Origin of the sequence: Citrobacter freundii complex sp. CFNIH2, from assembly GCF_002880615.1 — a bacterium.
GTDB lineage: Bacteria > Pseudomonadota > Gammaproteobacteria > Enterobacterales > Enterobacteriaceae > Citrobacter_A > Citrobacter_A amalonaticus_F.
Map to the genome: position 1 here is coordinate 3,674,901 of NZ_CP025757.1, position 12,373 is coordinate 3,687,273.

11 protein-coding genes are annotated in these 12,373 nt (G+C 54.7%); 3 read left to right on the top strand and 8 right to left on the bottom strand.

From position 1 onward, the window contains the following. Window positions 1-6: 6 nt before the first annotated feature. From glgX to asd, 3 genes are all read right to left on the bottom strand, one after another. Window positions 7-1,980: a glycogen debranching protein GlgX gene (gene glgX, locus WM46_RS18025; protein ID WP_061076058.1), complete on the bottom strand. Its 1,974-nt coding sequence runs from the start codon at window positions 1,978-1,980 to the stop codon at window positions 7-9. Next, window positions 1,977-4,163, bottom strand: a complete 2,187-nt coding sequence (gene glgB / locus WM46_RS18030; protein WP_061076057.1) for a 1,4-alpha-glucan branching enzyme — start codon at window positions 4,161-4,163, stop codon at window positions 1,977-1,979. Before glgB ends, glgX begins: the two co-directional genes overlap by 4 nt. A 270-nt stretch (window positions 4,164-4,433) precedes the next feature. Next, window positions 4,434-5,540: an aspartate-semialdehyde dehydrogenase gene (gene asd / locus WM46_RS18035; RefSeq protein ID WP_102602954.1), complete on the bottom strand. Its 1,107-nt coding sequence runs from the start codon at window positions 5,538-5,540 to the stop codon at window positions 4,434-4,436. 191 nt (window positions 5,541-5,731) lie between these two features. Between asd and yhgN the strand changes: the two genes are divergently transcribed. Then, window positions 5,732-6,325, top strand: a complete 594-nt coding sequence (gene yhgN, locus WM46_RS18040; protein ID WP_042998459.1) for an NAAT family transporter YhgN — start codon at window positions 5,732-5,734, stop codon at window positions 6,323-6,325. Continuing rightward, window positions 6,310-6,459, top strand: a complete 150-nt coding sequence (locus WM46_RS26415; protein WP_187394399.1) for a hypothetical protein — start codon at window positions 6,310-6,312, stop codon at window positions 6,457-6,459. The genes yhgN and WM46_RS26415 overlap by 16 nt, the downstream gene beginning before the upstream one ends. Here WM46_RS26415 and gntU read toward each other — a convergent pair. The 5 genes from gntU to WM46_RS18065 form a co-directional block, all read right to left on the bottom strand. Next, window positions 6,452-7,792 carry a gluconate transporter gene (gene gntU / locus WM46_RS18045; protein ID WP_102602955.1) on the bottom strand — a complete coding sequence of 447 codons (1,341 nt, stop codon included), beginning with the start codon at window positions 7,790-7,792 and terminating at the stop codon, window positions 6,452-6,454. The two genes, WM46_RS26415 and gntU, sit on opposite strands and share 8 nt — an antisense overlap. A gap of 3 nt (window positions 7,793-7,795) precedes the next feature. Next, window positions 7,796-8,323 (bottom strand): gluconokinase, encoded by a 528-nt coding sequence (gene gntK / locus WM46_RS18050; RefSeq protein WP_042322982.1) that lies wholly within the window; start codon window positions 8,321-8,323, stop codon window positions 7,796-7,798. Window positions 8,324-8,462: 139 nt separating this feature from the next. After that, window positions 8,463-9,458, bottom strand: coding sequence for a gluconate operon transcriptional repressor GntR (gntR, locus tag WM46_RS18055; RefSeq protein ID WP_042998462.1), 996 nt, complete (start codon window positions 9,456-9,458; stop codon window positions 8,463-8,465). 90 nt (window positions 9,459-9,548) lie between these two features. After that, window positions 9,549-10,244 (bottom strand): pirin family protein, encoded by a 696-nt coding sequence (locus tag WM46_RS18060; protein WP_044253806.1) that lies wholly within the window; start codon window positions 10,242-10,244, stop codon window positions 9,549-9,551. Between the two features lie 123 nt (window positions 10,245-10,367). Continuing rightward, window positions 10,368-11,405, bottom strand: a complete 1,038-nt coding sequence (locus tag WM46_RS18065; RefSeq protein WP_102602956.1) for an oxidoreductase — start codon at window positions 11,403-11,405, stop codon at window positions 10,368-10,370. Window positions 11,406-11,851: 446 nt separating this feature from the next. On the opposite strand from WM46_RS18065, the gene yhhY reads away from it, so the two are divergent. Continuing rightward, window positions 11,852-12,340, top strand: a complete 489-nt coding sequence (gene yhhY / locus WM46_RS18070; protein ID WP_102602957.1) for an N-acetyltransferase — start codon at window positions 11,852-11,854, stop codon at window positions 12,338-12,340. Window positions 12,341-12,373 lie beyond the last annotated feature (33 nt).

The following is a 12,373-nucleotide window of genomic DNA, read 5'->3' on the forward strand; positions in this document are numbered from 1 at the left end:
TTTTGATCATCTCTGGAACACACACAGTCCGTGCGCAGGTCCCGGCCAGACAGCCGTAATTACCGGATTATCCTCTCCGGCAAACGGGGGAACAGCGCGCCATTCCCCTTCAGGTAAAACAATTTCAGCGGTATCAAGCGCGGCATTAATGGCAATAAGAAAACGGTCCGACAGCAGGATTTGCATCTGCATTGACCCGTATTGCCATTCATCCGCACTCAGTGGTTGTGCGTAGCGATTAAGCCAGCGCACGTTGCCATCGCCCTCTTCCCACCAATGGTCTCCCACCAGCGCCGGGATTTGCTGGCGCAGTTTGATTAATGCGGCGGTAAAATCGATTAATCCCCCGCTCGCCTGCGACCAGTCCAGCCAGGTCAATGCATTGTCCTGGCAGTAGGCGTTGTTGTTGCCATGCTGACTGTGTCCGTGTTCATCACCGGCCAGCAACATGGGCGTTCCCTGAGAAAGTAAAAGCGTCGTCAGCAACGCATGAATGCTGTCGCGGCGACGTTCGACGACCTCCAGAGTGCCGCCTAATCCTTCTTTACCATGATTATTGCTATGGTTATTGTCGGTTCCGTCCCGATTTTCCTCTCCGTTTGCCTCATTGTGTTTCTGATTGAAACAAACGCAGTCTCTGAGCGTAAAACCGTCATGTGCGGTGACCAGATTGACGGAAGCGGAAGGGCTGCGCCCATCACGCTTAAACACGTCGCTGGAGGCCGCAAAGCGCCCGGCAAACTCGCCGAGCGACACATTGCGCTGTAGCCAGAAGCGGCGTGACGCATCGCGAAAATGATCGTTCCACTCCGCGAACGGCGCGGGGAAATTCCCCACCTGATACCCACCGGCCCCGATATCCCACGGTTCAGCGATAAGCTTAACGCCGGACAGCACCGGACACTGTTTGATGGCGGTGAACAGCGGCGCATCCTGGCGAAACGCCGGCGTGCGCCCCATCACCGGTGCCAGGTCAAAACGAAACCCATCGACGTGGCAGGTTTCAACCCAGTAGCGCAGGCATTCAAGGGCATATTCCACCACGCCAGGATGGCTGAGATTGAGCGTGTTACCGCAACCGGTCCAGTTGTGATAATCACCGTCCTCTCTGATCCAATAATAGCTACGGTTGTCGATTCCGCGCAGGGAGATGAGCGGACCGTCCAGATCCAGCTCAGCGCTGTGGTTGAGCACTATATCGAGAATGACCTCAATGCCTGCTTTGTGCAGCGCCTTAACGGCATCGCGAAATTCATCCAGCGCCGTCTCTGGCGAGCAGGCATAGGCTGGATGCAGCGCAAACAATGCGACGGGGTTGTAGCCCCAATAGTTCGACAACCCCAGCCGTTGTAAACGCGGTTCACTGGCGAAATGCACGACGGGCAGCAATTCCAGCGCGGTAATCCCCAAATGCTTCAGGTAGTTGATCATCACCGGATGACCAAGCGCGTTGTACGTGCCGCGAATCTCCTCCGGGATCTCCGGATGCAGGTACGTTAACCCTTTGACATGCGCTTCATAGATGACGGTATTGCCCCACGGCGTGCGCGGCGGGGCATCGTCTTCCCAGTCATAGCGATCGGCTGTCACCACGCACTTCGGCGCAATGGCAGCGTTATCGCGATGATCCGGCTGGTCATAACCCGCATGCATCAGCGGGTCATCTTTCAGGTCGCCCTCTACGCGACGCGCGCAGGGATCAATCAGCAGCTTAGCCGGATTAAACCAGTGACCCTGCGCTGGTTGCCACGGCCCATGTACACGGTAGCCATAACGCAGACCGGGACGGGCGTCGGCCAGATAGCCGTGCCAGACATCGCCGGTGCGCGCCGGCAGGTCGTAGCGCTGCTCATTGCCCGACGCGTCAAACACACACAGCTCAACGCGCTCGGCATGGGCGGAAAAGAGCGTGAAATTCACGCCATGTCCGTCATACGTTGCGCCATGCGGTGTGGCGTTGCCGGCAACCAGTTGCGTCATTCCGCCTCCCGAACCAGCCAGATTGTCGACAGCGGCGGCAGCGTCAGACTCAGGGATTGCGGGCGTCCGTGGCTGGATATCTCATCGGTATGGACCGCCCCGCCGTTCCCGGCATTGCTGCCGTGGTAGTGCATCGAGTCGGTATTGAGAATTTCACGCCATTTGCCCGGCTGATTGACGCCAAAGCGGTAACCGTGACGCGGCACCGGCGTGAAGTTACTGACGACGATAATTTCATTCCCGACCTTATCGCGACGGACAAACGCCAGTACTGACCGTTCGTTGTCATCCACCACCAGCCATTCGAAGCCGTAGGAATCAAAGTCAAGTTCATGCAACGCTTTGTGATGACGATAGGTCAGGTTGAGGTCGCGCACCAGGCGCTGCACGCCGTGGTGCCAGTTGTCACCGCCCTCAAGCAGGTGCCAGTCGAGGCTGGCATCGTGATTCCACTCACGCCCCTGAGCGAATTCGTTGCCCATAAACAGCAGTTTTTTACCCGGGAAGGCCCACATCCAGCCGTAATAGGCGCGCAGGTTGGCAAATTTTTGCCACGCATCGCCAGGCATACGGTCGAGAATCGATTTCTTACCGTGCACCACTTCATCGTGCGACAGCGGCAGAACAAAGTTTTCGGTGTAGTTGTAGAGCATGCCGAACGTCAGCTTATCATGATGATATTGACGAAAAATCGGATCCAGCTTCATGTAATCGAGAGTGTCGTGCATCCAGCCGAGGTTCCACTTGTACCAGAAACCCAGGCCGCCCATATCCTGGGGACGAGAGACGCCGGCGAAATCCGTCGACTCTTCCGCCATGCTCACCGCCCCCGGCACCTGTTCACCGAGAATGCGGTTGGTGTTACGTAAAAACTCAATCGCTTCCAGGTTTTCGCGACCGCCGAATTCATTCGGGATCCACTCGCCCTCTTTGCGGCTGTAATCGCGATAAATCATCGACGCCACGGCATCCACGCGCAGGGCGTCAATACCAAAGCGTTCAATCCAGTACAGGGCGTTGCCCACCAGATAGTTACTGACTTCACGACGACCATAGTTATAGATCAGCGTGTTCCAGTCCTGGTGATACCCTTCGCGCGGGTCGCTATGCTCGTACAGTTTGGTGCCATCGAACTCCGCGAGAGCAAAATCATCCGACGGAAAGTGGCCCGGCACCCAGTCAAGGATCACGTTCAGACCCGCCTGATGCGCAGCGTTCACGAAATAACGGAAATCATCGCGCGTGCCAAAACGACGCGTTGGCGCATAAAGACCGGTAGGCTGATAACCCCAACTGCCGTCAAACGGATGCTCATTCACCGGCAGCAGTTCGAGATGGGTAAAGCCCATCCATTTCACGTATGGGATGAGCTGATCGGCCAGTTCGCGGTAGCTCAGCCAGAAGTTGTTGTCGGTATGGCGACGCCACGAGCCCAGATGCACTTCATAGATGGAGATTGGCGCGTCGAACTGGTTCGCTTTTTTGCGTGCCTCGGTCTGTTCCACTTTTTCGGGCAGACCGCAAATGAGCGAGGCCGTTTCCGGACGCATCTGCGCTTCAAAGGCGTAAGGGTCGGCTTTCACCCGCAGATTACCGTTGGCGTCGATCATCTCATATTTGTAGAGCTGACCGTGCTGTGCGCCGGGGATAAACAGTTCCCAGATGCCGCTTTCTTTGCGCAGACGCATCGGGTGACGACGACCATCCCAGAAGTTAAATTGTCCGACAACTGAAACACGACGGGCGTTCGGCGCCCAGACGGAGAAACGGGTTCCCGTGACGCCATCCATGGTGTCCGCGTGCGCGCCCAGGGTTTCATAGGGACGCAAATGGGTGCCTTCCGACAGCAGCCAGGCATCCATATCCTGAATCAGAGGGCCAAAACGGTAGGGATCATCAATCAGATTTTGCTGGCCGTGCCAGACAACGGCGAGCTGGTAGCGAAAAGGATTTTTACGACGAGGTAATACACCGCTGAAAAAACCGCGTGAGTCGAGGCAGTCCAGTTTGCCGACTTTGCGCCCGGTTTTAGGTTCGATCACCCACACTTCAGTGGCATCAGGTAAAAGCGCGCGGACTTCAAGTCCGGCTGGGGTTTGGTGCATACCGAGTACGGAAAAAGGATCCGCAAAATGACCGGCAATTAGCGCATTAATCACGTCTCTATCGATACGATCGGACATGGTTTTCATCCTGTTTTTTGGTGTCACTCCTCCAACTGATGTTTGATATCAGTCAGCGACACTTTTTTTTGACCTGAACGGCGCAGCACAATTGTGCATCCTCTCTGCCCCGTCCTACCTTCAGGTAAAGCCCTGATACCGCGATCAGGACACCCTTAAAGAATAGCCAACACTTTCATTAACTCCTGCATAAAGATAATACATCTGCGTTTACTCCTTTTTTACGCATAAAAAGGGGTGACTCAGCACCCCTTGAAATAACAATCGCTGTTACGCCAGATGGCGCAACATGCGGCGTAGCGGCTCTGCCGCCCCCCATAGCAGCTGGTCGCCCACCGTAAAGGCTGACAGGAACTCCGGCCCCATATTCAGCTTACGCAGACGGCCAACTGGCGTGGTCAACGTACCGGTAACGGCCGCTGGGGTTAACTCACGCATGGTGATATCCCGATCGTTTGGCACCACTTTCGCCCACGGATTGTGAGCCGCCAGCAGTTCTTCCACGGTCGGAATGGAAACGTCTTTTTTCAGTTTGATGGTGAATGCCTGGCTGTGGCAGCGCAGCGCGCCAACACGCACACACAGGCCATCTACCGGGATGACGGACGCGGTGTCGAGGATCTTGTTGGTTTCCGCCTGGCCTTTCCACTCTTCGCGGCTCTGGCCGTTATCAAGCTGTTTGTCGATCCACGGAATCAGGCTTCCTGCCAGCGGGACGCCAAAGTTATCCACCGGCAGTTCGCCGCTACGGGTCAGTTGGGTGACTTTGCGTTCGATATCGAGAATGGCGGAAGAAGGGGTTGCCAGTTCATCAGCGACGTAGTTATGCAGTTGGCCCATCTGGTTGAGCAGTTCGCGCATATGACGCGCGCCGCCACCGGAGGCCGCCTGGTAAGTCGCGACCGACACCCAGTCCACCAGGTCATGGGCAAACAGACCGCCCAGCGACATCAGCATCAGGCTGACGGTACAGTTACCGCCGACGAAGGTTTTAATCCCGTTGTTCAGGCCATTGGTGATGACATCCTGGTTAACCGGGTCGAGAATAATGATCGCGTCATCTTTCATGCGCAGCGAAGAGGCCGCATCAATCCAGTAACCCTGCCATCCGCTTTCACGAAGCTTTGGATAGATTTCGTTGGTATAATCGCCGCCCTGACAGGTCACAATGATATCGAGCGCTTTTAGCGCGTCCAGATCAAAGGCGTCCTGAAGTGTGCCGGTCGAGGTACCGCCGAACGTCGGCGCAGCCTGCCCAAGCTGGGAAGTTGAAAAGAAAACAGGGCGAATGGCGTCGAAGTCGCGCTCTTCAACCATGCGTTGCATGAGAACAGAGCCGACCATACCGCGCCAGCCGATAAAACCAACATTTTTCATAGCGTTTTTTTCCTGCAAAGATGTGTGCTGTGTATGCTGACCAGTGTCCTACTGGCTCATCCTTCACCATACAAAAAGCAGCCAAAGTCGCAAGTGAATTTAATCAATGATAGCGATGCCATCAGAAATGCGACTTATCCCGCTGCTTAAGCGAGCAGAAAGTCCGAGGCAATTATCAGGGAATTTGAGTTATGAATGAAATCATTTCTGCAGCCGTTTTATTGATCCTGATTATGGATCCGCTCGGTAACTTGCCCATTTTCATGTCCGTACTGAAACATACCGAACCAAAGCGGCGTCGGGCGATCATGGTGCGCGAGCTGTTCATTGCGCTGTTGCTGATGCTGATTTTCCTTTTCGCGGGCGAGAAAATTCTCGCATTTCTGAATTTGCGAGCCGAAACGGTTTCAATATCCGGGGGCATTATCCTGTTCCTGATCGCCATCAAGATGATCTTCCCCAGCGCCACCGGAAACAGCGCCGGTCTTCCGGCAGGCGAAGAACCTTTTATTGTTCCGCTGGCGATCCCGTTAGTTGCCGGTCCAACGATTCTGGCCACGCTGATGCTGTTATCGCATCAGTATCCGAATCAAATGGGGCACCTGGTGATTGCCCTGCTGCTGGCCTGGGGCGGTACGTTTGTGATTCTGCTGCAGTCGTCGCTATTTCTGCGTCTGCTGGGTGAGAAAGGGGTGAACGCGCTGGAACGCCTGATGGGATTGATTCTGGTGATGATGGCGACCCAGATGTTCCTGGACGGTATTCGGATGTGGATGAAGGGATAAAACAACAAAGCCGGGCGATTGCCCGGCTTTGTGTCACCTGTAAGTCGGATAAGGCGTTTACGCCGCCATCCGGCAATCTGCCCGGTATTGCCGGATGGCGCTATGCTTATCCGGCCTACATTTTTTTCAGCTAAGCAGTGAAAACGCCACCATCCCCACCATCGCGCCCACGGTGCCGAGGATGGTTTCCATCATCGTCCAGGTCTTCAGCGTTTGTGCTTCTGTCGCACCGGTGAATTTCCCGAACAGCCAGAAACCGGCATCGTTCACGTGACTGACGACGATCGAACCGCCCGCGATACAGACAGACAACGCCGCCATCTGCGCCCCGGAGAAGTTCAGTTGTTCAATTACCGGCATCACCAGCCCCACCGCCGTTAAGCAGGCTACGGTCGCGGAGCCCTGAATGATACGTACCGCTGCCGCCAGCACGAAGCAGGTAATGGCAATCGGCAAGCCCATCCCGGTCAGCGCTTCACCCAGCGCCGGGCCCACGCCAGAATCCACCAGCACCTGCTTGAAGACACCACCAGCACCAATCACCAACAGGATGATCCCCGCCGGTTGCAGCGCGTGACCGCAGATCTCCATGACCTTATCTTTCGGCATCCCCTGACGCATCGCCAGGCCGTAAATCGCCACCAGACAAGCCACCAGAATCGCGGTGAACGGATGACCAACAAATTCAAACCACTGGTAAGCCGTGGAACCGACCGGTACAAAGCGTGCGGCGATGGTTTTCAGCCCCACCAGCACCAGCGGCAACAGGATCAGCGACAGGCTGAAGCCAAAGGACGGCATTTTGCCCTCGCCCAGGTGCGGTTCGGTAATATCGTCAGGAATATTCAGCTCAACGTAGCGGCTGATAAAATTGCCCCACAGCGGCCCGGCAATAATCATCCCTGGAATGGCGGCACACAGACCAATCACAATCATCCAGCCAAAGTCGGCGTGCATCTGAGAAGCGAGCAGCATTGGCGCAGGCCCCGGCAGCAGAAATGCGGCGGCCGCCGCCACGCCCGCAAACAGCGGGATCACCAACTTCACCAGGTTCGTACCGGTATGACGCGCCATCGAGAACGCGACGCTAATCAGCAGAACAATTGCCACTTCAAAGAACAGCGGCAGCGCACAAATCAGTCCCGCCAGCCCAATCGCATAGTGCGCGCGACTGTGGCCGAAGGATTTCAGCATCTTGACCGCAATCTGATCGACCGCGCCCGTTTCATGCAAAATCTTGCCGAACATAGCCCCCAGAGCAACCACAATCGCCAGGAAGCCAAGCGTACCACCCATCCCTTTTTCCATTGTCGCCGCGATTTTATCGAGCGGCATACCGGAAAAGAGACCGGCACCAATAGACACCACCATCAAAGCAACGAAGGCGTGCATACGCGCCTTCATCACTAAAAACAACAGCAGCAGAACAGAGCCTACTGCTGTTAAAACAAGCGTTAATGTACTCAAAACTTACTGCCTTTTATTAATGACCTCGATGGTGCTGGCAACAACACCTTCCAGTGGCTGATCGATATCCACCACCAGTACGTCGTTTTCGTCAGCACCCGGTTCTTGCAGGGTTTCAAACTGCGTCACCAGCATCTGGGTTTTGAAGAAATGGCCTTTACGCGCCTTCAGACGGCTTTCGATCACGTCGAAATCGCCTTTCAGGTAGATGAAAGAGAGGTTCGGGTTACCGTCACGCAGCAGGTCACGGTAGTGTTTTTTCAGTGCGGAACAGACGATCAGCGAAACCTTGTTGGTACGCTGCATCGCAAACGCGGCGTCATTCAGCGCCTGCAACCACGGCTTACGGTCGTCATCATTGAGCGGCTCACCGGAGGCCATTTTCTCAATGTTGCGACGCGGATGGAGAAAATCGCCATCAAGAAACGCGGCATGCAGTTGATGCGCCACTTCGCTGGCGACAGCGGATTTGCCGCTGCCCGATACGCCCATCAGAACGTAAATGTGGTGATCATGGTTAGTCGTGCTCAAAGTGGTGCCCCCACAGTACAAGAATCAGGAATTGTTACGGGTAACTGTTATCGGTAACATTGTCCAGCCTGACTAAAACAGAAGCAATATCCAAACGTGCGAGAAGTGAATAAGTGTGAGCTACTTCAAATTTGTCGGGTTAAATAGATCCACCTGGTGACAAGGTGAAACCTAAATCTAACATTTTTGGCGTGACGCTCTCGCCACGAATACGCGCCAGCAGACGTTCTGCGCCAATGCTGCCCATACGCTCACGCGGCGTCAGCACGCTGGCCAGACGCGGTTCCATCACCTGACCGATATCATGGCCGTGGAAACCGGCAATCGCCATATCGTCCGGGATCCTCAACCCTAAACGCTGGCATTCAAAGGCCGCGCCCACTGCCAGGTCATCGTTAGTACAGAAGATACCGTCCAGTTGCGGGTATTCGCGACGCGCCTGACGGATAAGCTCAATCCCCGAGGAGTAAGAAGAAGACTGCTCCACCATCACACTGTAGGGCAACAGACCGGCATCCAGCATCGCCTGTTCGTAACCCTTCTGTTTGATGATAGTACGTTCGTCGAGACGTGCCCCCAGATAGGCGATATGCCGATGCCCGCGTGCAATAATCGCGGCGGTCATTTGACGTGCGGCTTCAAAGTTGTCAAAACCGACGGCGATATCGAGGCAGGGCGACTGACTGTCCATCAGTTCAACCACCGGAATCCCCGCCACTTCGATCATTTTCAACGTGCGCGGCGTGTGGGTACGTTCAGTCAGGATCAGACCATCGATGTTCCAGGAGAGCATCGACTCCAGACGCTCCTGTTCCATCTCCGGCTTATAGCCGTAGTGCGCCAGCATGGTTTGATAACCATGCGCATCCGTCACGGTCTCAATACCGCGTAAGACTTCGGCAAAAACCTGGTTGGTTAACGACGGCAGCAAAACGCCAATGGCCCGGCTGGTGGCGTTGGAGAGGATATCAGGCGCGCGATTGGGAATATAACCCAGTTCATCAAGTGCAGCAGCGATCTTGCCCCGCAATGCAACGGAGACTTGCTCCGGATTACGCAAAAAGCGGCTGACCGTCATTTTGGTCACGCCAACACGGTCAGCTACATCCTGAAGTACTGGTCTTTTCTTCTTCATCGTCCTGAGAAATCGTAAGTGAGAGATTTGCTCAGTTTATCACGGACAAAGCGCAACCTTCCCCGTTTAAAGGGAAGGTTGCGTAATTATTTATACCGGAGGCAGATCAAACAGCAGGATTTCGCTATCGCTGTCAGCATGAATTGACAGCGCCTGCTCATCCCAAATCGCCAGACCGTCGCTGGTGGTGGCTTTAGTGCCGTTAATGCTCACCTCACCTTTTACCACCTGGATCCAGACGCGACGTTCAGCGGCAATCTGGTGCACTGACTGTTCGCCTTTCACCAGCGCCCAACGATACAGTTCCATATCCTGGTACACTTTCAGCGAACCGTCGCGAGCGTCCGGCGACAGCACCAGCTGTTTGCCCTGCGCGGCGTCGAAACGGCGCTGCTCGTAACGCGGCGTGATGCCGGTTTTTTCCGGAATGATCCAGATCTGATACAGACGCAGACGATCCGTTTTGCTCGGGTTGTACTCAGAGTGACGGATCCCGGTCCCCGCGCTCATAATCTGGAATTCACCTGCCGGCACCTGCTCTTTATTGCCCATGCTGTCCTGGTGTTCTACTGCGCCTTCCAGCACGTAGGTCAGGATTTCCATGTCTTTATGTGGGTGGGTACCGAAACCCTGGCCGGCATCAATCACGTCGTCGTTAATCACGCGCAGTGCCGAGAAGCCCATAAAGTTGGGATCGTAGTAGTCAGCAAAAGAGAAGGTATGCCAGGAATCCAGCCAGCCATGATTCGCGTGGCCACGGTCGTTTGCTTTGCGTAAGTAGATCATTGTGTTCACCCCCAGATGTTTTCGATGGAGTAAGTGTGGACCGAATCCATCATCAATCATAGAGGGTGAAAATTGACTCCTCTGTTCAAAAATTATGAACAAGTCCAGAGGAGTCAACCCGGCTTATCGGGCAAGGGTGATCGTGGCCGGAGAAGCCTGTTCGAATGCCCGTTCGAGGAGTTCAAGGTTGGTCAGAACGTCAGATTCCTTGACATAATTCGGCGCGCCCGTGGTGAGAGTGTCATACAGCGCGTCATAGACACGACCATAGTCGCCCGTTTCCGGTTTGACCTCTTCTTTCACCGTCACCCCGTCGTCGTTGACGTACTCCAGCACGCCAACGGAATCATCCGCTGCAAAGCCCGGTTCGCCCGGCATGATGTTGGCCTTCAGGCTGGTTTCCTGCTGGTCAATGCCGTATTTGATAAACGAACCTTTGGTGCCGTGTACGATAAACTTCGGATAGTCAATTTTCACCAGATGGCTGGTTTTGACGATGGCCTTTAAATCGCCATAAAACAGTTGCGCTTCAAAGGTGTCGTCCGGATTGGCCTTATTACGCAGGCTGCGGATATCGTACGCCACATGGTCCGGACGACCGAACAGCGAGATAACCTGATCCATGGTGTGTACGCCCAGCCCATAAAACGCGCCATCCTGCGGTAAACCAGGTTGAGTTTCCGCGACCGGGCGGTAGTAATCGAAGTGGCTTTCCACTTCCACAATCTCACCCAGCTTGCCGCTTTCAATCGCCTTTTTGGCGGTCAGGAAGCAGGAGTCGAAGCGACGGTTCTGATACGGCGTCACCGTCAACCCTTTGCTCTGCGCCAGTTTAAACAGCACCTTCGCTTCAATCATTGTCGGGGTGAATGGTTTCTCCACCAGCACGTTCTTTCCGGCCTCCAGCGCCCGTTTCGCATAGTCAAAGTGGCTGTCGGCGTGGGTACAGATGACAACCAGCTTCACCTTAGGATCATTGAGCACGTCATCGAGATCGCTGGTGAAATGGATGTGTGAGTAGGCAGGCGCCTGCTCTTCCGGCTTCGCACGACGGCGAAAGATATGGGCCACATGCCAGGTATCTTTACGGTGAAGTACATACGGGAGATGGTAGCGAGTCGCGCTCTTGCCGAATCCAATAAATGCGCAATGTAAGGTCATGATGCTGTCCTTTCAGAAGGTGATGACTTACACCATAGCGCAAAGCGGAGAGAGACAAAATGTGGGACGACCCTGGAGAAGGGGATGCCAATGCAGACCGATCGGCCGTCGGCGTCGCGGTCAGTTTGTTCACAGCAAGCGCGCAGGGCCCGAAGCGTAATTAATGTACGTGAGGAGCACGAGCACTTCCCGTGAACAAAATGACAAGTAAGCCAGGCTGAAAAAAAACCAAAAAAAAAGCCAGCACCCGGCTGGCTAAAGTAATACTGGAAGCAATGTGAGCAATGTCGTGCTTTCAGGTTCTCCGCAAGGGTCTTCCTGAACGCAGAGCAATAATAATCATTCTCATTCGCAGTTGTCCAGCGATTTTTACAAAAAAATGCGGTTGACGACATTTTTAATCTCAGCGACTGTAAAGGCTCAATGAACCCTGAAGGAGATCAGGAATGAGTGAGATCGTGATACGCCACGCTGAAACTAAAGATTACGACGCGATTCGTCAGATCCATGCCCAGCCGGAGGTGTATCACAACACGCTACAGGTTCCTCATCCTTCCCTCGAGATGTGGCAGGTGCGACTCGGCGAACAGCCTGGCATCAAACAACTTGTCGCCTGCATTGATGATCGCGTTGTCGGACATTTGTGCATTGCGGTCGTTCAGCGTCCGCGTCGCAGTCACGTCGCCGATTTTGGTATTTGTGTCGATGCGCAATGGCAAAACCGCGGGGTCGCCAGCGCATTAATGCGTACCATGATCGACATGTGCGACAACTGGCTGCGCGTTGAGCGCATCGAATTAACGGTGTTTGTCGATAACGCCCCCGCCGTAGCCGTGTATCAAAAGTATGGATTTGAGATTGAAGGTACCGGCAAAAAATACGGCCTGCGTAACGGCGAGTACGTCGATGCCTATTTTATGGCGCGGATGAAGTGACAAATTGCCCGGTGGCGCTACGCTTACCGGGCC

Excerpts from the sequence above, each read along its gene's own strand:
- gntR (WP_042998462.1), bottom strand. The coding sequence starts at position 9,458 with ATGAAGAAGAAAAGACCAGTACTTCAGGATGTAGCTGACCGTGTTGGC.
- glgB (WP_061076057.1), bottom strand. The coding sequence starts at position 4,163 with ATGTCCGATCGTATCGATAGAGACGTGATTAATGCGCTAATTGCCGGT.
- glgX (WP_061076058.1), bottom strand. The coding sequence starts at position 1,980 with ATGACGCAACTGGTTGCCGGCAACGCCACACCGCATGGCGCAACGTAT.
- WM46_RS18060 (WP_044253806.1), bottom strand. The coding sequence starts at position 10,244 with ATGATCTACTTACGCAAAGCAAACGACCGTGGCCACGCGAATCATGGC.
- yhhY (WP_102602957.1), top strand. The coding sequence starts at position 11,852 with ATGAGTGAGATCGTGATACGCCACGCTGAAACTAAAGATTACGACGCG.
- asd (WP_102602954.1), bottom strand. The coding sequence starts at position 5,540 with ATGAAAAATGTTGGTTTTATCGGCTGGCGCGGTATGGTCGGCTCTGTT.
- yhgN (WP_042998459.1), top strand. The coding sequence starts at position 5,732 with ATGAATGAAATCATTTCTGCAGCCGTTTTATTGATCCTGATTATGGAT.
- WM46_RS18065 (WP_102602956.1), bottom strand. The coding sequence starts at position 11,405 with ATGACCTTACATTGCGCATTTATTGGATTCGGCAAGAGCGCGACTCGC.